Origin of the sequence: Segatella buccae ATCC 33574 (assembly GCF_000184945.1) — a bacterium.
Lineage (GTDB): Bacteria > Bacteroidota > Bacteroidia > Bacteroidales > Bacteroidaceae > Prevotella > Prevotella buccae.
Genome location: NZ_GL586311.1, coordinates 853858 through 877653 on the forward strand (window position 1 = coordinate 853858; position 23796 = coordinate 877653).

Below are 23796 nucleotides of genomic sequence, written 5' to 3' on the forward strand. Positions count from 1 at the left end.
TAAAAGTCGTATGGAAAATAAAATGCAACACTATCTCCCCGAGATAGAACAGGAGAAGATGAAAAGGCTTCACGACATCGAAGACCGGTATCACGCAGGAGACCTCACGCTCGAAGAGGCCCGTCGGGAACTGGCCGAAAAGGTGGGAAAGGTGAACCCCTACCACATTGCCTATGTCGAGCAGACCATGACCGAGGAAAGTGACGACGAGTGTATCAGGGAAGACATCCACCAGACGCTCCATCTGCTCGACGGACTGATGGACACTTCGCTGCCCAACCTGCCGGAGACTCACCCCATCATGCACTATCTGCGGGAGAATGAGGAGATGCGCCGGCTGCTCTTGGCCGTGGAAGACCTGATGCAGTATCCCATGATCAAGAATCAGTGGCTGGAGCTCTACGACCGTATCAAACTTTACCCCATACACTACAAGCGCAAGCAAAACCAGCTCTATCCTGTGCTCGAGAAGAAGGGGTTTACACGGCCTACGACCACTATGTGGACTTTCGACGACCTCGTGCGCGACATCATCAGAGACTCCGAGCGCCTGCTCGGAGAGATGCGCGAGGAAGAGTTCATCGCCAAGCAGCAAGAACTGCTCGACTACTGCCGCGACCTCATGCACAAGGAGGAGGCCATTCTCTATCCCACTTCGATGGCCATGATCAGCCCTAAGGAGTTTGAGGAGATGAAGGAGGGCGACCGGGAGATAGGTTTCGCTTTCTTCGATGTGGCTCCTGAGGAGACTGCCCACACTGCCGAAAAGGCCCCGGAAGCGGTTCCCGCAGGCTTTGCGGCCGATTTGCAGGCCTTGTTGGGCAAATACGGCTACACTTCCGGAGGCAGCGACAAGCTCGATGTGACCACCGGCCGGCTCACCCTCGAACAGATCAACCTCATCTACAAGCATCTGCCCATCGATATCTCGTTTGTCGACGAAAACGAACTCGTGTGCTTCTATTCCGATACTGACCACCGCATCTTTCCGCGCAGCAAAAACGTGATAGGCCGCGAGGTGATGAACTGCCACCCCAAGAAGAGTGCCCACGTGGTGCGTGAAGTGATTGACAAGCTGCGCAGCGGCGAGCAAGACAGGGCAGAGTTTTGGATCAACAAGCCCGGCCTGTTCATCTACATTGTCTATGTGGCCGTGCGCGACAAAGACGGCAAGTTCCGCGGTGTGCTTGAGATGATGCAAGACTGCACACATATCCGCGCCCTCGAAGGTTCACAGACGCTGCTCACGTGGGCTGGCGAAAATGTCTCCGACAAGGCTTCCGCCGCCCCCGAAGCAAAGGGAAGCGGGCCCGGCAGCTCTACTCCTACCGCTCCCGAAGCCGAAGCGGAGAGTCCGTCCGACTCCTCTCCCGCGCCATCCGTCACCGCCATCACGCCCGAAACGCGCCTGAAAGACCTCCTGAAGCAATATCCCGACCTCAAAAAGCGGCTTCCGGAGATAGCCCCGGAGTTTAAGATGCTCAGTTCACCGCTCGGGAAAATCATCGCTGCCAAGGCCGATGTGCGGATGATGAGCGAGCGCTCGGGCGTGGAACTCAACTCCCTCATCGGGCAGCTCAAGCGGCTCATCGGGGGGTAAACAAGTATATTTATTCTGCATTATAACCGGAATGGCCGACCTCATTTGGGGCCGGCTATTTTTGTTTTTTCCCAACGGCCCATGCCGTTTTTTCTTCCGGCTTACCTTCGTATGTTTTCAGTCATGCACGGTTATGATGGGTGTTTTTACTGATAAACGATGGAATATTATTGGAAAATTTCGTAATTTTGTCATCAAACAACGAATTTGAATGCCACCCATGCTCCAAATACTCCAACGAAAATATCCATTTAAGCCGGGCAATTGGAAAGATAGTCTGCTGCTTTCAGCCATCGTCTTCCTGATTCTTTATTTCCTTGTTCCCTTTGGCCTCAATATCTATGAGCAGAATGGAGGAAATCTGTTGGGAGTTGTTCTTGGATATAGTCTTATCACCTATATCAGTCAGGCTGCCTATCAGAAATGTGTCAGCCGCTTGGCTGCCAGAAAAAGCATCTGGACAATAGCCGACGCAGGCCTTTCCTGCATCCTGTTTTGGCTTTTTCTGGGCCTGTGCAATGCCATCTATTCCATCGTCGTCTTTCATATCGGGGCCCAGTATTTTGCCAAAGTGATTCTCGTTTTCCTTTATTGGACATTCATTATCGGCATCATTTTGGGCATCGTGACCTTTCTCGTCAATTACAATCGTTATCTGAAGACGGAGCTGGCAGGGATGCTACAGAAAAACACGGAGGAGCAGGAAGACATCATTGTGACGATACACGACACGGCAGCGAGAGGCTCCGACCTCCGGATAGGGCTCAATGAATTTCTCTATGCCGAGTCGCAGAAAAATGATGTGACCATTTACTATAAGCAAGGCAGAGAATTGCTTCATAGGACGATGAGACTGACGATGGCAGCCCTATTGTCAGATTTGGACTATCACAACATCTTCCAATGCCACCGCTCGTTTGTCGTTAACATCAATAACATTTCCGATGCCAAGGGTAATTCGAATGGTTATCAACTGAAATTGTCCGACTGTCCGGCGGCAGTTCCAGTCTCCCGTACTTATGTCCCTAAGTTGAAATCGTATTTATAGGCATAGTCATCCGTCACAAAACTTAGTCAAATGGCCATTGCGATAGCCGTCTGTCACTTTTCTTAGTTGTATGGATTGAGTATTTGGGTGGTTTGAATTTCCTTTTTATTTTTGCATCAGAAATCAAAACATCTGAATATGGTAAAAATTATAAGAATCGCAGTTATCGTATTTATTATTCTGGCTATGCTCCCACTGCTTTACATCTGGGGTGTCTGGCTCTACTATTCGGGCAGTAAGTCGACTGAAAAAATCGAATATCTACGGAGAAACAGCACTGCCCTTAATGGCAGACTGGAGATTCCGCAGAATTTTATCGAGGCTCCCGATACATCGAAAACAACAATCTATATGTTTGGAGAGATTCACGGATATGCCAAGACCGAAGATTTTGCCATATCCATGTTGGAGTATCTGAATCGCAACTATGGCGTGAGAGACTATTTCACCGAGATATATACAGAAGAAGCCGAACTGCTTAATCGCTTCCTCGACGCTCCCAGTCAGAATAGGGGCTTGTTGGGGAAACTTTTGCAATATGAAAAAGAAAATATTCCGCAGCACCATACCGAAGATTTCATCCGTAAGTGGGAACGGCTGTATAACTTCAATAGCAGTCTCGATTCAGCCCACCGAATTATCGTACATTCCCTCCTTGGCAGACAGAAAGACTATAAAGGAATGCGCGACTCTGCAATGTTGGCCAACTTCATGGCTTGTATGAAAGGCATAAAAGGTAGGGTGGTTTACTGTTCCACAGGGGTGGGGCATATCTACCGTTCCCCTTATGTGGTCAAGGGGCATCATGTTGCGTCTTTGGGCACTTGTCTGGAGCGGAAGCCCTCCAACAAGGTGGTCAGCATAGCCCACATCACGCTCGACAGCGAGTGTTATCTCCCGAAAGAGTCTCCCTTTCCTACTCCGAGAGACGAAAAAACAAAACTGGCCAATGCCGACGGGCCATTGTTATATTTCACGAATGTGGAAAACTTGAGAGAGGCATCGCCCGAGAGGGGCGTCTGCTTATACCGGCTGAACGTAAAAGGCTCTCCCTACAAAGATGGCGATGATTTTGTGGGATATAAGTCACCTGTAGCATTTATGGTGGGAGAGATGACTGCGGAAAAGGGAAAGTCGACTATCGATTATTTTCAGTATTTGTTGCTGACCAGAGGCTATGACGCGCCCACGATACTGAAGTGGGAACCATGTTTTTGACACATAGAATTCGAGTGGCGAATAGATGTGGGCGCAGTTGCTTCTTTCTTTGTATGCGTTTTTTCCTTACTTTATTGAACGCTCTTTTTGATTTTTCGATTGTTAAAAAATACTGCATGTTTTAGGCCTCCATTTTGGCGATATTTCCGGTCGGAAGCTCTCTCGGCTTGAAATACGGAAAAAATGAGGGACTTGTAATGCGTTGACAGTTAAATACTTCTGATTTATTGACAAGCTAAAAGGGGCAAAAAGGGCTCTGAAAGAGGCCGGATGAGGGCGTAGGAGAGGCTCTTTTGGACGCTCGCGGAGGCCGAATGGCTCGCTCACTGTGGCCCTTTCGCATGGTCAAAGGGGCGTGGTGGGCGGATAAGAAGGATTTCGGAGTGTGCGGGAGGGGCTTTTCCGTGCTGGTTGGCGTGTTTTGAAGATAGTGATTTTGTAAAGGTTTTATGGGGCTTATGGCTGGGGTGCATCAGCTTTTTAGGGGATAGTTTTGCCCGTCTCGGCTAAAAACGTTATCTTTGCATGCTAAACTAAATTTAAAAAACAGATGGCTGTAAACGAAAAAGGACTTACTCCGATGATGCGCCAGTTTTTCGACATGAAGTCGAAGCACCCCGAGGCGCTGTTGCTGTTTCGCTGTGGCGACTTCTACGAGACCTACTGCGAGGATGCCGTGGAGGCGGCACGCGTGCTGGGCATCACACTCACGCGCCGCAACAACGGAGGGTCTACAGCCGTGACCGAGATGGCGGGATTTCCCCATCATGCCCTCGACACCTACCTGCCCAAGCTCATCAGAGCGGGGAAGCGTGTGGCCATCTGCGACCAGCTTGAAGACCCGAAGAAGAAGCGGGAGCAAATCAAGGGCAAGAAGGGCCTTTCGGAGATGGACAAGATGGTGAAGCGGGGCATCACCGAACTGGTGACGCCGGGCGTGGCCATGGGCGACAATGTGCTCAACTACAAGGAGAACAACTTCTTGGCGGCTGTACATTTCGGCAAGGGGGCCTGCGGCGTGAGCTTTCTGGACATCTCCACGGGCGAGTTTCTCACCGGGGAGGGCACCTACGACTATGTGGAGAAACTGCTGGGCAACTTCCAACCCAAGGAGGTGCTCTACGACCGGGCCCGCAAGCAGGACTTCGAGCGTTATTTCGGTACGCGTTTCTGCACCTTTGAGCTCGACGACTGGGTGTTCACTGACCAGAGTGCGCGGCAGAAACTCTTGAAGCATTTCGGCACGAAGTCGCTCAAGGGATTCGGTGTAGACCACCTGAAAAACGGCGTCATAGCCTCGGGAGCCATCATGCAGTATCTGGAACTCACCCAGCACACGCACATCGGCCATATCACGGCCCTTGCCCGCATAGAGGAAGACAAGTTTGTGAGGCTCGACAAGTTCACCGCCCGGTCGCTCGAACTCCTCCAACCCATGCAGGAAGACGGCCTGTCGCTGCTCGATGTCATCGACCGCACGGTCACGCCGATGGGCAGCCGGCTGCTGCGCCGCTGGATGGTGTTTCCGCTGAAAGACGTGCGCCCCATCAACGAGCGGCTCGACATTGTGGACTATTTCTTCAAGAAGCCCGACTTCCGTGCGTGTGTGGACGAGGAGTTCCACCGCATGGGTGACCTCGAGCGCATCATCTCCAAGGTGGCCGTGGGCAGGGTGAGTCCGCGCGAGGTGGTGCAGCTGAAGAACGCCCTCACAGCCATACGCCCCGTGAAGATGGCCTGTCTCTCGGCCGGCAACGAGGCCTTGAAGCGGGTGGGGGAGCAGCTGAGCCTCTGCGAGTCGTTGCGCGACCGCATTGACAAGGAGATACAGCCCGATCCGCCGCAGTTGCTGAACAAGGGAGATGTCATTGCCGACAACTACAGCCCCGAACTCGACGAGCTGCGCTCCATCAGCCGCCACGGAAAGGACTATCTGCTTGAGATACAGCAGCGCGAAATCGAGAAGACGGGCATCACGAGCTTGAAGGTGGGGTTCAACAACGTGTTCGGCTATTATCTTGAAGTGCGCAACACGTTCAAGGACAAAGTGCCCGAGGAGTGGGTGCGCAAGCAGACGCTGGCGCAGGCTGAGCGTTACATCACACAGGAACTGAAAGAATATGAGGAGAAGATACTCGGGGCCGACGAGAAAATCATCATGCTCGAGACCAAGCTTTTCAACGAACTCATACTGGCCATGCAGGAATTCATTCCGCAAATACAGATCGACGCCAACCTCGTGGCCCATCTCGACTGCCTGCTGTCGTTTGCCAAGACTTCGGAGGAGCACCGCTACGTGCGGCCCACGATTGACGAGAGCGAGGTGCTCGACATCAAGCAGGGGAGGCATGCCGTGATCGAGACGCAGTTGCCGATAGGCGAGCAATACGTGCCCAACGACGTGTATCTCGACACGGTGAAGCAGCAGGTGATGATGATCACGGGCCCCAACATGGCCGGTAAGTCGGCCCTGCTGCGGCAGACGGCCTTGATCGTGCTGCTCGCTCAAGTGGGCTGTTTCGTGCCGGCGGAGAGCGCCCGGATAGGTCTGGTGGACAAGATCTTCACCCGCGTGGGCGCATCGGACAACATCTCGCTCGGCGAGTCCACGTTCATGGTGGAGATGACGGAGGCTTCCAACATCCTCAACAACGTGTCGGGGCGGTCGTTGGTGCTCTTCGACGAACTGGGCCGGGGCACAAGCACCTACGACGGCATATCCATTGCGTGGGCCATTGTGGAGTATCTGCATGAGCATCCGAAGGCACGGGCACGCACGCTTTTCGCCACCCACTATCACGAGCTCAACGAGATGGAGAAGAACTTTCCGCGCATCAAGAACTACAACGTGAGTGTGAAAGAGCTCAACGGCAAGGTCATCTTCCTGCGCAAACTCGAACGGGGCGGTTCCGAACACTCGTTCGGTATCCACGTGGCCGAGATTGCGGGCATGCCCCGCAGCATTGTCAAGCGGGCCAATGTCATCCTGAAACAGCTCGAAGCCGACAACTCGGGCGTGGGAGCGGCCGGAAAGGCGCGCGTGAAGCATCTCGACGAGAGTCGTGAGGGAATGCAGCTATCGTTCTTCCAGCTCGATGACCCGGTGCTCGAACAGATTCGTGACGAGATACTGGGGCTCGACATCAACAACCTCACACCTATGGAGGCACTGAACAAGCTGAATGATATCAAGAAGATTGTAGGAGGAGGAAAGGAGTAAGGAAGTAATTTAGGAGTTAAGGGAGATAGGGAGAGGAGTTAAGGGAGTTAAGGAGTGAAAGGGAGTTAAGACAACGGCTTTACATCTTGATATTGTCGATGGATCAAGCAACAAAGCTATTGTCTTAACTCCCTTTCACTCCTTAACTCCCTTAACTCCTCTCCCTATCTCCCTTAACTCCTTAAAAAATCATATCTCAATGTTCCTTACGGAATACGGAGGCAGTGAAATATGGTTGTCTTTGGTGACGGAAGAAGTGACGGTTTCCGTCTTTTTATCAGCCGGTAGGCCGCTGAAACCGGTTATCCGTGAGCCTGTGGGGATGGAGAGTCCGCCTACCTCGAAGTCCACTTCCACAGGTAAGGCGTTGACGAGACGCAGGTAGGTCTTGCCCGTCTTGCTGTCGGAGACCACGCTCGAGGCCAGTCTGTTGGCCGGAACATCGGGTGCTGTGATCGTGGATGCCGTGTAGTGGTCGCCGCTGTAGGCCGAGAAAAGGCGTTGCGTCTCATAACTCGGCGTGGTGGTGACGGCAGTGTTGTCGAAATAGATCAGGTCGGGATTCCAGTTGTGGTGACCGTCTTTAGCCAAAAGCGGCGCATAGCTTGTCATGCTCACCACATCGGCGTTGCGCTCCACGTGGCAGAGAAAGAGTGCTTCGGCCAACGCCGACTCCAACGTACGTGTTCTCGAAGCGTATTCTCCGACATACACTTTCGGACCCTTGCGGTCGTAATGGTCGTAATAGTCCAAGTGGTTCATAAACCATCCTGTGCTCTCGTAGTAGTGTTCGTCCACCATGTCGATGATGTTGTGGTGCTCTTTGGCAAACTTCCAACCCTCTATGTAGTCGGCCGACGGATAGTGGAAAGGCCCTGCCGTGCCGCACACGATGATGTCGGGATACTTCTCCTTGATGGCCTTGCATATCATGAGACAACGCTCCTCAAAGGGCGTGGAGATGATGTCTTCGTTGCCCACACCGATGTATTTGAGGTGGAACGGAGCCGGATGCCCTGCGTCGGCCCTCATCTTCGCCCACTTGGAGGTTGCCGGATCTCCGTTGGCCCACTCTATCAGATTGAGAAACTCCTGACAATAGGCCGGCATGTCGGCCATGGGGATGCCCCCTTGCTGTCCGCCGTAGCCACAGGCGTTGTTGGAAGAGTTCTGGCAGGGAACGCCAGCGGCAAGCACCGGCAGGGGCTCTGCGCCGATGTCTTCGCAGAATTGGAAATACTCGTAGAAGCCCAGTCCGCGTGTTTGGTGATAGTTCCAGATGTTTCTGTCCGGCACGCGGTCTTCCGGTCGGCCTATGGTGTGGTGCCAATGGTAGATGTTGTCGAGTCCGTCTCCGTGGCTCATGCAGCCGCCCGGAAACCGCACAAACTTAGGTTTCAGGGCGGCAATCGTCTCGGCGAGGTCTTTGCGGAGCCCGTGGCCCTTGTAGGTGTCCTGCGGAAAGAGCGACACCATGTCTATCGCCGCTTCGCCTTCCCCTTTGGGAACGATCACAAGCCGGGCGTTGTGCAGGCTCTCTGTCGGAGCGTTCTTGTCCGCTTTCACGCTGAGCAAGGCTCTGTATTGTGTCCATCCTTCGCCTTGCAGCTTGAATTTTGCCTTGGCCAGTTCGCGCCCGTCGTCGCCCACCAGTGCCACCTGCAACTGCTTCTTGTCTGTTCCCAAGTTGCGTGCATAGAAAGAGAAGGCATACTGTTGGCTGCTCTTCACGGCTATGCCGTCCCAACCTTCGTTCTGCAAGGTGTCGGTCGCCAGCACTGCATAGTGGGGATTGTTCTTGCTCAGGGGATTGTCCGTGGCAATTTTGATGGGCTTCGGCGAATGCCAGGCAGTGGAGGGCGACCATCCTTTATGGTCGCGCTCATTGTATTCGAAGTCGCGGTTTTGGATGAGTTCGGCATACAGACCTCCGTCGGCGGCATAGCTTATATCCTCGAAGAACACCCCGACGAGCTTGTCACTGATGGCTTTCGTCTGTGCTTTGTCCACCGTCACCCGCGCCTTGAGGCCCGTAAGCGTCTTGAAACGCTCACTGTCTTGCGCCATACTCTCGCTGCTCATGATGCCGTCGGCACCCAGAGCGCGGAAATAGTCGTTTATATAAGAAAGGTGTAGTTTGGGAATGTCGAAGAGATTGCCCTCATAGTGCTTTCCGCCTACGGTGGCCGTGTCGCGCGTCCACACCACGTCTTCTATGGTGCTGGGTTCCTCATCCTCCTTGAAAGTGCGGAAGTCGTTGGATGCATGGACATAGCGGTTGCCCTTGTCGGAGTGGAAATAGATGTCGAAAGTCCCGTCTTCCATCTGAAACATGATGGGTTTCCGGCATCCCTGCACCGACATTTGCGGGTAGTCCTGGGGCCTCCAAGTAATCAGATCCTCGCTGTAGGCTGCGGCGATGCAGGGCGCATAGTCATTCACCGACCACACGGCGCGCCACGTTCCGTCGGAGGCGTGGAGCACGAACGGGTGGTACATCCTTTTCTCAGAGCCCCACCGGCCGTAGTCTGACGAGCACAGCTGGCCCACATCTTGCCACCGGTCGTTGTCGTCCAGATAGGCAAGATGGAGTCCGGCCCTGTCTCCGGGCGAATAGATGAATACCTGGCAGATGGTGTCTTTTCCCAAAACGGAGTATGCCGGCTTCACACTTTGGGCATTGCCGATGGCTGCCACGGCTGCGACAGCAAGGAAGGAAAGTAGTTTTTTCATTTTTAGTTGATGAGTAAACAAGTAGATGAGTTGACGGGTTATGGATTATTAGGGGATTCGAGTAGATAAGTGGACAAGTAAACGAGTGGACAAGTAAACGAGTTGTTTGCCAAACAACTTACAAGCTTCACCTGTTTGAGAAGACAAATAACTTGTCTACTTGTCCACTCGTTTACTTGTCTACTTTATTCACTCGCCTGCTTCTCCTCATCGCCCAAAGGCCGATGGCGATGAATGGGATGCTCAATATCTGTCCCATGTCGATGGGCAGGCCGGCCTCGAAGGCCTCTTGTATTTCTTTGGTGTATTCTATCAAAAAGCGGAAAGTGAAGATGAGTGTGAGACAAAGACCGAAGTAGAGGCCGCTGCCCACGGTCTCGGGGCCTTTCTTCCGGTAGACCATATAGATGATGAGGAAGAAACAGGCGTAGGCGATGGCCTCATAGAGCTGTCCCGGATGGCGTGGATATTGGTCTACGCGCTCAAAGATGAAAGCCCATGGCACGTCGGTCACCTTGCCGATGATTTCACTGTTCATCAGGTTTCCAAGTCTGATGAATGTAGCCGTGATGCCCGAACAGATGCCCATATTGTCGAGTACGACCCATCCGCCCACGCCTGTGTTGCGGCAATAGAGGTAGATGCCGATGAGCATACCGATCACGCCGCCGTGGGAGGCGAGCCCCTGATAGCCCACAAACTTCCAACTGCCGTCGGCCAAATGGCGCATGGGCACTATCATTTCCACAAAATGCTCGAACGAACTGAGGAAATATTCCGGTTCGTAGAACAGACAATGGCCGAGTCTTCCACCCAGCAGTACACCCACAAAGATGTAGATGAACAGCGGTTCAAACTTGGCATCGGCTATTTTCTGCTCCTTGTAGAGCCGCTTCATGAGCAGATAGCCCAAGGCGAGACCGATGAGCCAGCAAAGCGAATACCAGCGGATGGCCAGCGGACCGAGGTGGAAAGCTGTTTCGCTCGGGCCCCAAACGATGTATAAGAGGTGGTTCATGTTAGTTTGATTTTGTAGGAGTTAAGGGAGTTAAGGGGTGAAAGGGGGTCAAGACAACAGCTTTACTTCTAACAGTTTCATAAACTCAGGCAATAAGACTATTCTTTTAACTCCTAACGAGCGAAGCGAGTGCTAACTCCTTTTAACTCCTCTAACTCCTGAAAAAAGATTATACATTAAATCTGAAGTGCATGATGTCGCCGTCCTGCACCACATATTCCTTGCCCTCGATGCCCAGTTTCCCGGCTTCTCGAACGGCACTTTCAGAGCCATAACGGATGTAGTCGTCATACTTGATGACCTCGGCACGGATGAATCCCTTTTCGAAGTCGGTGTGTATGACGCCCGCACACTGCGGTGCTTTCCATCCCTTGTGGTAAGTCCAGGCCTTCACTTCCATCTCTCCGGCCGTGATAAACGTTTCAAGATTGAGCAGCGCGTAGGCCTTTTTGATGAGTCGGTTCACGCCGCTCTCCGTCAGTCCGAGTTCTTCGAGAAACAGCTGCTTGTCCTCGTAGGTTTCAAGCGAAGCGATGTCCTCCTCCGTCTTGGCGGCGATAACCATTGCCTCGGCCCCTTCTCGGGCAGCAATTTCTTCTATCCGGCGCGAGTAGTCATTGCCTGTTTTGGCACTCGCTTCATCCACGTTGCACACATAGAGCACGGGCTTTGTAGTGAGCAGAAACAGGTCGTGGGCCGCCTGTTGTTCCTCCTTGCTGTCGAAACTCACCTCCCGGGCGTTGCGTCCCTGCTCCAACACCTCCTTGAAAGCCTCCAGCACTGTCACCATCACCTTGGCATCCTTGTTGCCCGCAGCCGCCGTCTTCTGCTGTTTGGCCAGCTGTGCGTCGATGGTTTCGAGATCTTTAAGCTGCAATTCGGTGTCGATGATTTCCTTGTCGGCAATGGGATCTACGGCCATGCCTCCCTCGCGTACGATGTTGTCGTCGTCGAAACAGCGCACCACATGGATGATGGCGTCGCACTCGCGGATGTTGCCCAGGAACTTATTGCCCAGTCCCTCTCCTTTGGATGCGCCTTTCACGAGTCCGGCAATGTCGACTATCTCGCACGTGGCAGGCACGATGCGTCCCGGATGCACGAGCTCGGCCAACTTGTTGAGGCGCTCGTCGGGCACGGTGATAACGCCCAGATTGGGTTCTATCGTACAGAAAGGAAAGTTTGCCGACTGCGCTTTGGCACTCGACAAGCAGTTGAAAAGTGTGGACTTGCCCACGTTGGGGAGTCCCACGATGCCGCATTTTAAAGCCATTTTATCTTCTAAACGTTTTATGATGAGCCGATTGGGGTTGTCGGCCGATAATTTGATTGATAGTGCAAAAATACACAAATAAAACGACATTATTCAATTTTAATCCTTATATTTGTGACATTAAATAGATATTTCGGGAATCGTCTTGACTCCCGGCAGATAAAAAGTAGAACTCGTTTTATAGTTAAAAGACAAAATGACAAAAGAAAAATTCTTCGGTACCATGGGCTGGGTAGGCATGGCCACCTCAGTGTTGATGTATGTATTCTATTTCCCCCAGATACAAAACAATCTGGAGGGGCATAAGGGCACTTTCATTCAGCCTTTCATGGCCGGCATCAACTGCACGTTGTGGGTGGCCTACGGACTTTTCAAGGAGAAGCGCGACCTGCCTTTGGCCATAGCCAATACGCCCGGTATCATCTTCGGCTTCGTGGCCGCTTTCACGGCGTTATAGAGCAATCGGGGGGAATGAGGAGTTAAGAGTGGGGTCTCCAACGCCTTTGGCTTCCGGTAACTCCTTATAATTCCCAAACTTAAATAAACAGCAAGAGATATGAATTTACAAGAGATTCTGGAACATCGGCGGGCCGTAAGGCATTTCGACCCGGCCCGACTGATTGACGCGGAGCGGGTGAAGCAGTGTTTGGAAATGGCCACACTGGCTCCCACGAGTTCGAATATGCAGCTGTGGGAGTGCTATCATGTGACCGATGAGGCTGTGCTGAAGAAGTTGAGCCGGGCCTGCTTCAATCAGCTCACGGCCCGTTCGGCCCGGCAGATGGTGGTGTTTGTCACCCGGCAAGACCGCTATCACAGCCATGCCCGTGCCGTTATTGCCTTTGAGGAGGGTAACATACGGCGCAACAGTCCTGCCGATAAGCAGTTGAAGCGCACGGCAAAGCAGCATCTCTATTATGATCGGGTGATACCTTTCCTCTACTCGCGCTGCTTCGGACTGGCCGGATTGGCCCGCAAGATGCTTGCCCAGACGATCGGTCTGTTCCGCCCTATCGTGCATCAGGTGTCCGAGAGTGACATGCGGGTGGTGGTACACAAGAGTTGTGCGCTGGCTGTGCAAACGTTCATGCTGGCCATGAGCGAAGCCGGCTATGACACCTGTCCGCTCGAAGGATTCGATAGTCGGTTGGTAAAGAAAGCACTCGGGCTACCCTACGGGGTGGAAATTAACATGGTGGTTACCTGCGGCGTGCGCCTTCCCGACGGCGTTTGGGGCGACCGTTTCCGTCTGCCTTTTGAAGAAACCTACCACAGAGTGGGACAATAGCAGGCATTGGGACTGTCTTGGAGTGCAATAAACTTTGCTTCTGCATTTGCCTTTTGGCAGATACGTGTAGCCAAGAGAGGCCTACGGCTGATTGAGCGGCACCCCCTTATAGGCATTGCGGCTCATGAACACAGCGATGGTTTTCATTCTCACATAGTTTTCCGAAAGGTAGACGAAGCCCTCGTTGCCATAATTTTTGCCCCACGAGTTTTTGAAGACGAAATAGGTTCGTCCCCGCAGGCGGAACATCCCCACCATCTCCATGGCATGGTCGTCGGTGGTGAGCAACCGGTCGAAGTCACGTTGCCGTTCTTGTTGGGTGGCTGTGTGTCCTTCTTCTTTTTCCGTCACCAGACACCCGTTGACAGGCGAGCGGAATCCCGGTTCGCTGATGTCGCCCTCCCAGCACACAGGGTGGCCTGTGAGCAGTGCCTGCCTGATGTGGGCCATGAGTGTGTCGAGGGGCAGATTGTAGAATGTGTCGCGCAGGCGGTTGTCGGGTGTTTCGAGTTCAAATGAGCGGAAGAAGGGATGGTTGGTGAAACTTGTGAGTGAGAGATAATCTCCCGGGAGACACACGCTTTGGGCAAATTGGAGCGTGGTGTATTCAGCTCCGAGCATGTGTACGAACCGCAAGGGAGAGAAGTTTGTCTCTTCGTCGAGCAGGTTGTCGAGCCGTGCGAGGTAGTTGTCTGGTCCCGTGCGGTGGGTGATGGCCTCATTGCCCATGAGCATGGCCTTTCGGCAGAGCGTGCCATAGTCGGCCGGATGCTTCTCTTCCTCGAAAGTGTAAGGCTGCATACCGTATTTTTCCATGTAGCGCAAGGTCATGGATGCCATACCTCGCAGGCTGATGGGGTGCTTTCCGCGTGAGAAATAATAGTCTGTGGCCTGTTCGCGCATCATCATGCGGGCCACAAAAGCCGGTGACAGATTCACCGAGTCGCCCATCATCAGCCGCTCACTTTCGATGGTGGCCAGCATGGCATAGACCCAGCACAGGTCGCTGCGCCCCTGGTCTTTCGCGGGTGTACACTTCACGTACGCCTCCATCCGTATCTTTCCTGCCCTCTGCCGTTGAGGCTGCCTGCGGGTGCAGGCCGTCAAGAGGGCCAGTCCGGCCATGGCTATGATGATTTTCTGTTTCATTCCGATGATGCAAAGTTAGTGAATTTTCCTTTCAATCACTTGTAAATGTCAAATCAAAAAGCTATTTTTGCAAATGAAGTTATAAATATCGGAGGATAGAAAATGAGTGCGAATGACACGGCAATGAATTTTTTCTCATTGGCATATTTCCCTCCCAACACACACTGATATGGAAAAATACGACTATCTGATAGTGGGTTCCGGCCTTTTCGGAGCCACTTTCGCCTATCGTGCCCGGCAGGCCGGCAAGCGTTGTCTGGTGATAGACAAGCGCCCCCACTTGGGAGGCAATGTCTATTGCGAGAGCGTGGAAGGCATCAATGTGCATGTCTACGGTGCTCATATTTTCCACACGAGCAACAAGCGGGTGTGGAATTTCGTCAACAGCATCGTGGAGTTCAACCGATATACCAATTCGCCCGTGGCCAACTATAAGGGGCGGCTCTACAACCTGCCGTTCAACATGAACACTTTCTATGCCGTGTGGGGTGTGACCACCCCTGCAGAGGCGCAGGCCAAACTCGACGAACAGCGGGCCGAAGCCGTGGCCCGTATGCAGGCCGACGGGGCCACCGAACCGCGCAATCTTGAGGAGCAGGCGCAGGTGCTCATCGGGCGCGACATCTACGAGCGGCTCATCAAGGGCTACACCGAGAAGCAATGGGGGCGCAAATGCACCGAACTGCCGGCTTTCATCATCAAGCGATTGCCTGTGCGCATGGTGTTTGACAACAACTATTTCAACGATGCCTATCAGGGAATACCCATCGGTGGCTACAACAAACTCATCGATGGTCTGCTTGCAGGGGTGGAGACCGTGACGGGGGTTGACTTCTTCGACATCGGTTGTAAGCAAGGGGCATCCGGCCGATGGCAATTCACGATGCCCCCGACCGACGGCTGCACTTCCGGCTCCCGGGAGGCTGAGGCTGCCACGCTTGTCTATACCGGGCAGTTGGATGAGTTTTTCGGCTATCGTTTTGGCAAACTCAACTACCGCACGGTGCGCTTTGAGACCGAAGTGCTTAATGAGCCCAATCATCAGGGCAATGCCGTGGTCAACTACACCGAGGCCGACGTTCCCTATACGCGCATCATCGAGCATAAGCATTTCGAGAGTTTCGGCCCTGCCGTGTATGCCAATCCCAAGACCGTGGTCTCGCGGGAATACAGCACGGAGTGGCAGGATGGCATGGAACCTTATTATCCCGTGAACGACGAAAAGAACAGCCGGCTGGCCGGACAGTACCGCGAATTGGCGGCAACTATGCGGAATGTTGTCTTCGGAGGCCGGTTGGCTGAATATAAATACTACGACATGGCACCCATCATCGAGCAGGTGTTGGGAATGGAAATCGACTGAAATGTGAATAGGGGTAAACGCACTTCTTTCGTGGATAACAATCTATGTGAGTGTCGGCGAATTTCACAAATGAAGCGAATAAAGGACGAGCAACATTATATGCCCGTCCTTTTGTTTCGTTTAGTTTTGTTTGTCAATAATAGATTTGGTAAATTCGAGATAAGAATTCTCGTTGCTTGTTTTATTTGTCATCATAGTGTCCTTGAAGGGAAACCACGTAGACGGTTACAATATCTTCGTCAATGGTATAAAGCAACCGGTTTTTCTGATCCAATCTTCTTGACCACATATTGGGCAAATATTTCAGTGGCTCCGGCTTCCCTGTCCCGGTATATGGGTGTTCTGACAATTCAAGAAACAAGGTCTCAACTTTCTTAATGACAGCCTTGTTTCCTGATTTGTAGATTTTCTGCAAATCCTTTTTCGATGTTCCCGCAAGTTCTACAGAATACTGTCCCATATATTGTTTATGTCTTTAATTTTTGTCGTTCTGCCACTTTTTATGTCTTCCAGTCCTTTCTGAATAGCCAGAAGTTCTTTCTTGGACAAGAAATCATCGTCGTCAGCAACGTTGAGGACTATCGGACGGGCATTTTTACGAGCGATAAAAACCGTCTCGTTCTCGGCCAAATCGAAATATTTTTTCTGATTGGCTCTAAATTCTCTTGTTGTGATTACTTGCATGACTCTATGAATCTAATGTTATCTCGAACAAAGATAAGTGTTTTATTTCAAGTTTGCAAATTTCCGCGTACTTATTTGTGTACACCTATTTATAAAAATCGGTGGAAGGTGATGCCACAAGATATTGGATGATAGCGAATAATATCAACAAAAACACATCCGTCAAAATCTTCCAACCAGAATGGGAAGGTGGTTTGAAATCACCGTAAAAGTCAGCTGATTTTCATATTCAGGCTCTCCGAGCTTGTGAAAGAGCCACAGTTGAATGCCGAAAGGGCCACAGTTGCATTGCAACTGTGGCCCTTTTGCAAGCCCGTTTGGGCCCTTTCAGGGCTGTTTTTGGGCTCTGATATGTGTTGAGAAAATTCAAACGGCTGATTATTAGCACTTTAAAAATGCCGCCAAAATCGATTATTTTCGACGAGCAGGTTGCTTGTTGCAAATATCGCAAGCAGAGAGGCTGAAAACGAATAAATAGTTTGACAATTATCTATCCGAAAGTCTCCCCACTAAACATTGGCTGGGGCGGGGAGATTATTGGTCAAATGATCGGGGGCAAAAACTGCCGCCAGAAGTCTGCCCGCATGGGTTTGTTGAAGCCGTGGCAGGCCATGGGCAGCTGACGGCCGTTCTGCTCGTAGCAGAGACGGGGCTTGAGGTCGAACGAAAACTTGAGGGCTTCGGGCACGGTGGGCAGCCGGAGCTCTTGTGGAATGAGGGCCCAGAAGAGGTCTTCGTTGTAGAGGACATGTTCTTGGGCGTTGAAGCGGGCTATCTCGTCGGCATATTTCAGACAGGCGTCACGGAAGACCGACACACGGCGCAGGGAGAAACCGCCGTTGCCGATGCGTCCGAACATCTGGCAATGGAGTATCTTATGGGCAGGCTTGAGGCGGAGTTTGAGCCAAAGGTATTGCTTGAGTGGGAAGCGGGTATAGCGTTTGCGGGTGGGCCAAGGGGCCGCCACGTGATCGTAGCCGCGCCGGCACCAGTCGTCCAGTTCGTCGCGGAACACCCAGGCATCGACATGGCAGATGAGTATGTACTCGTAGTCGTTAAAGAGACTGTAGAAGTCGGCCGACATCATCATCTCGTTGTAACCGGCTATGCCGCGGGCCGTACCGAGCCATTGGGGTGACACCTCCACCTCGCCCACCTGCGGATATTGGACATGGAGGGCACCGAGGTCGAGGCCGGACGGCTTGAGAAACACGGCAGGATAGTCGGCCAGTTTCTCCAGATTGTTGGCAAGGGCGGCGGCTTCGTAACTTTTCAGTTCGGGCCGGTAGACGGGGATGATGATGAGAACGTTCTTGTGAGCCATAAGATTGTCAGTTGATGCAGGGCGCAGAGAGGTTATCTCTTGCCCAACCGCTCGTGTATGCCGTCTTGATAGGCCGTCCAGAGCATGGAGAGATCTTTCCACTGCCAAGCCTCGGTGAAAGGCATGGAGAGCAATGCAGGAATGATGTAGCCCGCCACACCGATGAAACTGCGCAGATAGCGCACTCCGAAGTTGCGCCCGTAGTGGTGGTTGAGATAGGCTTCATTGCGCACCTGATAGTAGCGTTTCCACTTCTTTTTCCGGTTGCGGCTGGTCCAAGTATCGTTGGAGAAGAACTTGTGCTTGTCCATCAGGGCTTCGGGGATGTAGAGGAGCTTGAAACCGGCCAGATGGGCGCGCAGACAATAGTCGGTGTCGTCGCAGAAGATGAAGAGTTCGCGGTTGGGCAGACCTATTTTTTCCACCACGCGCCGGGAGATGAACGGCCCCTCAAAGTCGGCCCCCACAATCTCTGTGGCTTGGTTTACTTGTTGTTTGGCCAGTTTGCGACTGTGCAAAGAACCTACGGGATTGGTGAAATTGAAGTGTCGGAACTCGTGGGTGAACACCTTGCCTTCGAGCAGACGGCGGGGCGAGAGGATTCCCACTTCCGGCCGGTCGGTGTAGGGCAGCAGGCGGTCGAGGCAGTCGGGACGTGGAAACACATCGTCGTCCATGCACCATATCCAGTCGGCTCCCTCACTATAAGCCCGTTCGATGCCCGTGTAGAAGCCGCCCGAACCGCCCACATTGTCCTGATGCACCACGAGGAGGCCCGGTTGGGCGTCGAGCCATTCTCGGGTGCCATCGGTGGAACCGTTGTTCACAACGATGATACCGGTCAGCTTTTGCTGCTTGCGCAGACACTCGATGCCCTGCTTGAGCAGTTCGAGGCGGTTGAAAGTCACTACGACGGCTGTTATCTTCATTCTGTGGTATCGTTATTTTGTCCTACATTCTTGCGCATCATCACTTTTCCGTTCTCGTCCACATAGCAATAGTAGTTGAAGCCTTCGCGGGTGCGCTTCCACCGGTTGTGGCTCCAGAGGTAGCACTCCGGCTGCCGGCGGATGGTCTCTTCGAGCATTTGGAAATAGATGTCGGTGATTTCGAAGTCATTCATTTGGCTTGTATTCCGGCTTATCACCTTCATTTCGCAGTTGTAATGCCCTCTGCTCACACGTGTCACATCGCCGTAGACGAAAGCCTGACGGGTGTGCTTGACAATGCGCTCGGCCCCGGTGAATACGGGTGTGTCGTGGTGTAGAAAGTCCACCCAGTGGTGGATGTTCCACCAGAGAGGCGACTGGTCGGAAATGTAGCCCACAACCAACGGTTTGCCCTCACGGCCGAGTTGGAGAATCTTTCGCAACGACTCGTTCATGGAGATGCAGAGTGCCCCCTGACGCTCACGCACATATTTGAACAGGCGGTCGAAATATTCGTTTTCAAGCGGGTGGTAGAGTTGACAGCAAAGTGCTTGGCCGGTAATCCAGTGGGGCATGGCTGTGATCCATTCCCAGTTGCCGTAATGCCCCAAGTAGACGGCTACGGACTGTCCGTCGGCCAGCACCTTGTTGAGTTCTTCAAGTCCTGTGAAGGTCATGCGCTGCATGAGTTGCTCCCGGCTCATGGTCATCAGTTTGATGGTTTCCACGATGTAGTCGCAGAAATAATGATAGAAGCCGCGCTCAATCTGCTTCAATTCCTGTTCGCTCTTTTCGGGAAACGACTCGGTGAGGTTTTTCCATATCACCTTGTGGCGGTATTTCATCACACGGGCCATGAGCAGGCAGAGCAGGTCGGACAGCACATAGAGCACCCGCAGAGGCAACAGCGACATGAGATACCAGAAGCCGTAGGCCAGCGTGTAGGCTATATAGTAGAGTGCGTGCTTGATTCTTTTCATCTTGTTTGGTTTCTTTTGCTTGGATGGCTGTCAGGCATCAGCTTGTCGTTTACCATGCGGTACATGTACTGTTGGATGATGGCTTTGATTTCACGCTCCATTTTGGCCTGCACAGGGAGTTTGCCCCGCAGGTTATGCGCCATCACACGGTCGGTCAAGGCATAGAGTCCTTTGGTCTGCTTGCCGTCGAATTGGAGCACGTAGCCATATTTGGTGTATTGATAGACACCGTTGATGTAGTTCAGCGCGTAGGTTTCCACCGGCGGTGTTGTGAGCAGATCGCATCCGAAGGAAAGGTAGGGCTTGGCATAGCCCAGACAGCTCAGCACCGTGGGCATGATGTCTATTTGCTGGGCTATGGCATCGCTCACGCCCGGTTTGATTTCTCCGCTTGGGTCGTAGATGATGATGGGAGCGGAGAACGTGCCGATATCGCTCTTGTATTCATCGTGGTTGCTCTGGTTGGTGTGGTCGGAGGTGAGCACGAAGAGGGTGTTCTTGAACCACGGTTGGCGGGCAGCCGTCTCGAAGAACTTGCCGATGGCCATATCCGTGTAGCGTATGCACTTGTGAATGGGGAGCTCTTCCTCCTTGTAGACATTCTTGTATTTCTCGGGCACTACGAAAGGGTGGTGGGACGAAACGGTGAAGAGAGCCGTCATGAAAGGTTGCCGCATCTCCCCCATCTTGGTGCAGAAGTATTGCAGGAAGGGTTCGTCCCAAATGCCCCAGTTGGTGTCGAAGTCGGCATCGCCGCCAAATCGGGTGTCGGCATCGTAGTCCTGCCGGCCGTAGTATTCTTGAAAGCCGGTCTTGTTGGCGAAGGCGAGAAAGCCCATAGAGCCCCGGTTGGCACCATGGAAGAAAGCCGTCTCGTAACCTTCCTTGTCCAGCAGGCCGGCCAAACCGGTGTAGGTGTTCATCGAAGCGGGCGTGAGCACAAAGGGTTCCACAAACATCGGAATGCCACAGAGCACAGATGGCATACCGTCAATGCTCTTGTGACCGTTGGCAAAGGAGTGGCGAAACACCAGACTCTTGGCAATGAGCCTGTCGGTGTAGGGTGTATAGCCCCGGTAGCGGCCTCCTTCGAGGTCTTTGTTGAACGCTCCGATGTATTCACGGCCGAAACTTTCAACGATGAGCACCACCACATTTTTCTTCCGGAAGGCGTGTGCGGGCTGCGGCCGGTGTATGGGGGTGAACACGGCATCGAGCTCTCGTTGGCTGTGATAGTAGTCGGGCACCACGAATACACTCTTACCGATGGTGCGCAGGAGAGCAAACGGGGTATTCAGGACGATGGCGCATTCTTTCGGACTGCTTACATATTGGTTGGCATTGTTAATGGTGATGGGGCGCACACCCGTTCCCAAGCCGCCCCGACAGCCACCAATGACCAGCGGAGTGGCCACGGCCAGCGAGGCAAGCATCACGCCGGCGAAAACCAGACGCTGCTTCAACGTTTGGTATTGTCGGCTGAAAGTGCGGGGAGTGAGATAGAATTTCCATAGCAGGAAAGCCACTATGACCACCAAGAGGATAAAATACCAGTGGCGGAGGAGTTCGGTGAAGAAGATGCCACCAAGATTATTCTCGTTGTCGAACTCCCGAAACACACTCGTGGTGGTGCGCCGCAGCGTGTAGGGGAAGTAGACGGAGTCGCAGAGATTGATGATTAGCGCCAGCGTGTTGACCACGACAAAGAGCCATTTGCATATCCGGTGATAGACAGCTGTTTCCTTGAACGAAAGCGGAAAGAGCATCATCACGATGTAGAGCATGTTGGTGTAGAGGATGGCGGAGGTGTCAAACACGAGTCCCCCCCCGAAGATGATGCAAAGATGAGACAGGGACAGCCCTTCAGAGAACGCTCCGTAGTTCTCCAAGAGATAGGCCACACGGGCAATGAAATAGACGACGTATGCCATGAGCAGGTTGCCCATGAGGGCCACTGCCGGCGACACGATGGTGTCAAGCAATCCAAATTTCCTTCTCTGCATCATACTTGCTTTGTTTTCTTTGGTCCGGTTCCGAGGTTTCCGGCCGCTACATTGTATCCTTGTCAGCGTCCGGCTTGCCGTTCTCTTTAAATCTCCTGCATGTCGTGCAGTTTCTTGTAGTAGCCGTTCTTGACCATCAGTTCGTCATGGGTTCCGCTTTCCACGAGGCGTCCCTCGTGCAAAACGTAAATCTCATCCGAGTTCTTGATGGTCGACAGGCGGTGGGCCACGGCGATTGTCGTGCGGGTTTTCATCAGCCTTTCGAGTGCATCCTGCACCAGCCGTTCGCTCTCGGTGTCGAGTGCAGAGGTAGCTTCGTCGAGAATGAGGATGGGAGGATTCTTCAAGATGGCACGTGCGATGCTCACACGTTGCCGCTGTCCGCCCGACAACCGGCCTCCCCGGTCACCGATGTTGGTGTCATAGCCTTTGTCGCTCTGCATGATGAACTCATGGGCGTTGGCTATCTTAGCCGCTTCTTCCACCTGCTCGCGCGTGGCTCCATCCACCCCGAAGGCTATATTATTATAAAAGGTGTCATTGAAGAGGATGGCCTCCTGATTCACATTGCCTATCAGCTGGCGGAGGTCATGCACCCCCAAGTCTTTCACGTTGATGCCATCGATGAGCACCTCCCCCTCCTGCACATCGTAGTAACGGGGAATGAGGTCGAGCAGGGTAGACTTTCCGCTGCCGCTCTGTCCCACCAGTGCGATGGTTTTCCCCTTGGGTATGACGAGGTTGATGTCTCTCAACACCCACTGCTGCTCGTATTTGAAAGAGACATGCCGGAACTCTATTTGGTGTTTGAAGCCGTTGAGTGCCACGGGCTTCTCCGGGTCGTGGATGGCCACTTCGGCTTGCAGTATCTTGTCCACGCGCTCCATGGAGGCCAAACCCTTAGGAATGTTGTAGCCTGCCTTGCTGAACTCCTTGAGCGGATTGATGATGGAGTAGAGCATCACGAGGTAGTAGATGAATCTCGGGCCGCTCAACGTGTGGTTGTTCAGTACGAGAATGCCCCCCACCCAAAGCACGATGATGATCATCACCGTGCCCAGAAACTCGCTCATCGGATGGGCCAGTTGTTGTCGGATGTTCACACGCATCACGTTGTTACGGTAGTCGCAGTTCACCTTGTCGAAGCGTTCGTTCATCTTCTCTTCCGCACAGAAGGCCTTGATGATGCGCAGACCGCCCAGCGTCTCTTCCACCTGACTCATCGTGTCGCTCCACAACAACTGCGCCTTGATGGAGTTTTGTTTGAGTTTCCGGCCCACCAGCCCCATGAACCATCCGAACACGGGCACGAAGACAATGGTGAAAAGCGTCAGTTGCCAGGAGATGAGCAAGAGCGTGGTGAAGTAGGCTATGATGAGGATAGGGTTCTTGAAAAGCATGTCGAGACTCGACATGATGCTGTTTTCTATCTCCTGCACATCGCCGCTCATACGGGCTATGATGTCGCCCTTGCGCTCTTCACTGAAGAATCCGAGCGACAGGGAGGTTATTTTCCTGTAGAGCTGGTTGCGGATGTCGCGCACCACACCCGTGCGGATGGGTATTATCGTGGCCGAAGACAGGAAGTAAGCTCCCGTCTTGAGCATGGTCATGAAAGCCAGTCCGAGTCCTATCACGAGCAGGGTGGTGGTGGCTCCGAAATCGGTGATGAGCCCTTGGATGTAGTAATTGGCGTTGTTGACAGCGTAGTTGAGGAAACTGTCCAACGAATGCACACTGTCCCAACCGATGAGTGAAGTCACCCGCTCGGCATCGTCTGTCTTGAAAAGAATCCTCAGAATGGGGATGAGGGTCATAAACGAAAAGATATTCAATACGGCAGAGAGTATATTGAATATCACCGACAAGGCCAGATAGCGCTTGTAGGGCGGAATGAATCGGCGCAGAACCAGTAAGAATTCTTTCATATTATGAATGCAAAGATAGTATTTAATCATAAGACCGC

General features: G+C 52.8%; 18 protein-coding genes. 7 read left to right on the forward strand and 11 right to left on the reverse strand.

All coding sequences use genetic code 11. From position 1 onward, the window contains the following. The first annotated feature begins 10 nt into the window (after positions 1-10). The 4 genes from HMPREF6485_RS03165 to mutS all read left to right on the forward strand — a co-directional run bounded on the left by HMPREF6485_RS03165 (position 11) and on the right by mutS (position 7086). Positions 11-1600 (forward strand): PAS domain-containing protein, encoded by a 1590-nt coding sequence (locus tag HMPREF6485_RS03165; RefSeq protein ID WP_004344628.1) that lies wholly within the window; start codon positions 11-13, stop codon positions 1598-1600. Between the two features lie 211 nt (positions 1601-1811). Beyond that, positions 1812-2648, forward strand: a complete 837-nt coding sequence (locus tag HMPREF6485_RS03170) for a LytTR family DNA-binding domain-containing protein (RefSeq protein WP_044125778.1) — start codon at positions 1812-1814, stop codon at positions 2646-2648. Between the two features lie 138 nt (positions 2649-2786). After that, positions 2787-3866, forward strand: a complete 1080-nt coding sequence (locus HMPREF6485_RS03175) for a hypothetical protein (protein WP_004344632.1) — start codon at positions 2787-2789, stop codon at positions 3864-3866. Positions 3867-4416: 550 nt separating this feature from the next. Further along, positions 4417-7086 carry a DNA mismatch repair protein MutS gene (mutS, locus tag HMPREF6485_RS03180; RefSeq protein WP_004344633.1) on the forward strand — a complete coding sequence of 890 codons (2670 nt, stop codon included), beginning with the start codon at positions 4417-4419 and terminating at the stop codon, positions 7084-7086. A gap of 189 nt (positions 7087-7275) precedes the next feature. Here the strand turns inward: mutS and HMPREF6485_RS03185 are convergent, their stop codons facing one another. The 3 genes from HMPREF6485_RS03185 to ychF all read right to left on the reverse strand — a co-directional run bounded on the left by HMPREF6485_RS03185 (position 7276) and on the right by ychF (position 12110). Continuing rightward, a complete protein-coding gene (locus HMPREF6485_RS03185) occupies positions 7276-9819 on the reverse strand; it encodes an alpha-L-arabinofuranosidase C-terminal domain-containing protein (RefSeq protein ID WP_044125781.1) in 2544 nt (847 codons plus the stop codon). A gap of 172 nt (positions 9820-9991) precedes the next feature. Continuing rightward, a complete protein-coding gene (gene lgt, locus HMPREF6485_RS03190; RefSeq protein ID WP_004342010.1) occupies positions 9992-10837 on the reverse strand; it encodes a prolipoprotein diacylglyceryl transferase in 846 nt (281 codons plus the stop codon). A gap of 169 nt (positions 10838-11006) precedes the next feature. After that, complete coding sequence (gene ychF, locus HMPREF6485_RS03195) at positions 11007-12110, reverse strand: redox-regulated ATPase YchF (RefSeq protein ID WP_004342009.1); 1104 nt, start codon at positions 12108-12110, stop codon at positions 11007-11009. Positions 12111-12306: 196 nt separating this feature from the next. Between ychF and HMPREF6485_RS03200 the strand changes: the two genes are divergently transcribed. Both HMPREF6485_RS03200 and HMPREF6485_RS03205 read left to right on the forward strand, forming a co-directional pair. Continuing rightward, positions 12307-12567: a SemiSWEET family transporter gene (locus tag HMPREF6485_RS03200; protein WP_004344637.1), complete on the forward strand. Its 261-nt coding sequence runs from the start codon at positions 12307-12309 to the stop codon at positions 12565-12567. Between the two features lie 99 nt (positions 12568-12666). After that, on the forward strand, positions 12667-13398 hold the full coding sequence (locus HMPREF6485_RS03205) for a nitroreductase family protein (RefSeq protein ID WP_004344638.1): 732 nt from the start codon (positions 12667-12669) through the stop codon (positions 13396-13398). A gap of 81 nt (positions 13399-13479) precedes the next feature. Here HMPREF6485_RS03205 and HMPREF6485_RS03210 read toward each other — a convergent pair whose 3' ends face one another. Further along, entirely contained in the window at positions 13480-14547 is a 1068-nt protein-coding gene (locus HMPREF6485_RS03210) for a C1 family peptidase (protein ID WP_004344639.1), read from the reverse strand. Between the two features lie 169 nt (positions 14548-14716). Between HMPREF6485_RS03210 and glf the strand changes: the two genes are divergently transcribed. Beyond that, a complete protein-coding gene (gene glf, locus HMPREF6485_RS03215; protein WP_004344640.1) occupies positions 14717-15910 on the forward strand; it encodes a UDP-galactopyranose mutase in 1194 nt (397 codons plus the stop codon). Positions 15911-16091: 181 nt separating this feature from the next. Here the strand turns inward: glf and HMPREF6485_RS03220 are convergent, their stop codons facing one another. From HMPREF6485_RS03220 to HMPREF6485_RS03250, 7 genes are all read right to left on the reverse strand, one after another. Continuing rightward, positions 16092-16370 carry a Txe/YoeB family addiction module toxin gene (locus HMPREF6485_RS03220; protein WP_004342004.1) on the reverse strand — a complete coding sequence of 93 codons (279 nt, stop codon included), beginning with the start codon at positions 16368-16370 and terminating at the stop codon, positions 16092-16094. Beyond that, entirely contained in the window at positions 16352-16594 is a 243-nt protein-coding gene (locus tag HMPREF6485_RS03225; protein WP_004342003.1) for a hypothetical protein, read from the reverse strand. Before HMPREF6485_RS03225 ends, HMPREF6485_RS03220 begins: the two co-directional genes overlap by 19 nt. Positions 16595-17135: 541 nt before the next feature. Next, positions 17136-17918 carry a DUF5672 family protein gene (locus HMPREF6485_RS03230; RefSeq protein ID WP_004344643.1) on the reverse strand — a complete coding sequence of 261 codons (783 nt, stop codon included), beginning with the start codon at positions 17916-17918 and terminating at the stop codon, positions 17136-17138. 32 nt (positions 17919-17950) lie between these two features. Continuing rightward, on the reverse strand, positions 17951-18847 hold the full coding sequence (locus HMPREF6485_RS03235; protein WP_004344644.1) for a glycosyltransferase family 2 protein: 897 nt from the start codon (positions 18845-18847) through the stop codon (positions 17951-17953). Next, entirely contained in the window at positions 18844-19827 is a 984-nt protein-coding gene (locus tag HMPREF6485_RS03240) for a lysophospholipid acyltransferase family protein (RefSeq protein ID WP_004344645.1), read from the reverse strand. Before HMPREF6485_RS03240 ends, HMPREF6485_RS03235 begins: the two co-directional genes overlap by 4 nt. After that, positions 19824-21833: an LTA synthase family protein gene (locus HMPREF6485_RS03245; RefSeq protein ID WP_004344646.1), complete on the reverse strand. Its 2010-nt coding sequence runs from the start codon at positions 21831-21833 to the stop codon at positions 19824-19826. Before HMPREF6485_RS03245 ends, HMPREF6485_RS03240 begins: the two co-directional genes overlap by 4 nt. An 83-nt stretch (positions 21834-21916) precedes the next feature. Next, positions 21917-23758: an ABC transporter ATP-binding protein gene (locus HMPREF6485_RS03250; protein ID WP_044125783.1), complete on the reverse strand. Its 1842-nt coding sequence runs from the start codon at positions 23756-23758 to the stop codon at positions 21917-21919. Positions 23759-23796: the final 38 nt, after the last annotated feature.

What these genes read in the sequence shown, in the direction of transcription:
- HMPREF6485_RS03185 (WP_044125781.1), bottom strand. Translation starts at nt 9,819, where the DNA reads ATGAAAAAACTACTTTCCTTCCTTGCTGTCGCAGCCGTGGCAGCCATC.
- HMPREF6485_RS03240 (WP_004344645.1), bottom strand. Translation starts at nt 19,827, where the DNA reads ATGAAAAGAATCAAGCACGCACTCTACTATATAGCCTACACGCTGGCC.
- HMPREF6485_RS03225 (WP_004342003.1), bottom strand. Translation starts at nt 16,594, where the DNA reads ATGCAAGTAATCACAACAAGAGAATTTAGAGCCAATCAGAAAAAATAT.
- HMPREF6485_RS03220 (WP_004342004.1), bottom strand. Translation starts at nt 16,370, where the DNA reads ATGGGACAGTATTCTGTAGAACTTGCGGGAACATCGAAAAAGGATTTG.
- HMPREF6485_RS03165 (WP_004344628.1), top strand. Translation starts at nt 11, where the DNA reads ATGGAAAATAAAATGCAACACTATCTCCCCGAGATAGAACAGGAGAAG.
- glf (WP_004344640.1), top strand. Translation starts at nt 14,717, where the DNA reads ATGGAAAAATACGACTATCTGATAGTGGGTTCCGGCCTTTTCGGAGCC.
- HMPREF6485_RS03245 (WP_004344646.1), bottom strand. Translation starts at nt 21,833, where the DNA reads ATGATGCAGAGAAGGAAATTTGGATTGCTTGACACCATCGTGTCGCCG.
- lgt (WP_004342010.1), bottom strand. Translation starts at nt 10,837, where the DNA reads ATGAACCACCTCTTATACATCGTTTGGGGCCCGAGCGAAACAGCTTTC.
- HMPREF6485_RS03170 (WP_044125778.1), top strand. Translation starts at nt 1,812, where the DNA reads ATGCCACCCATGCTCCAAATACTCCAACGAAAATATCCATTTAAGCCG.
- HMPREF6485_RS03250 (WP_044125783.1), bottom strand. Translation starts at nt 23,758, where the DNA reads ATGAAAGAATTCTTACTGGTTCTGCGCCGATTCATTCCGCCCTACAAG.
- mutS (WP_004344633.1), top strand. Translation starts at nt 4,417, where the DNA reads ATGGCTGTAAACGAAAAAGGACTTACTCCGATGATGCGCCAGTTTTTC.
- HMPREF6485_RS03175 (WP_004344632.1), top strand. Translation starts at nt 2,787, where the DNA reads ATGGTAAAAATTATAAGAATCGCAGTTATCGTATTTATTATTCTGGCT.
- HMPREF6485_RS03200 (WP_004344637.1), top strand. Translation starts at nt 12,307, where the DNA reads ATGACAAAAGAAAAATTCTTCGGTACCATGGGCTGGGTAGGCATGGCC.
- ychF (WP_004342009.1), bottom strand. Translation starts at nt 12,110, where the DNA reads ATGGCTTTAAAATGCGGCATCGTGGGACTCCCCAACGTGGGCAAGTCC.
- HMPREF6485_RS03205 (WP_004344638.1), top strand. Translation starts at nt 12,667, where the DNA reads ATGAATTTACAAGAGATTCTGGAACATCGGCGGGCCGTAAGGCATTTC.
- HMPREF6485_RS03235 (WP_004344644.1), bottom strand. Translation starts at nt 18,847, where the DNA reads ATGAAGATAACAGCCGTCGTAGTGACTTTCAACCGCCTCGAACTGCTC.
- HMPREF6485_RS03210 (WP_004344639.1), bottom strand. Translation starts at nt 14,547, where the DNA reads ATGAAACAGAAAATCATCATAGCCATGGCCGGACTGGCCCTCTTGACG.
- HMPREF6485_RS03230 (WP_004344643.1), bottom strand. Translation starts at nt 17,918, where the DNA reads ATGGCTCACAAGAACGTTCTCATCATCATCCCCGTCTACCGGCCCGAA.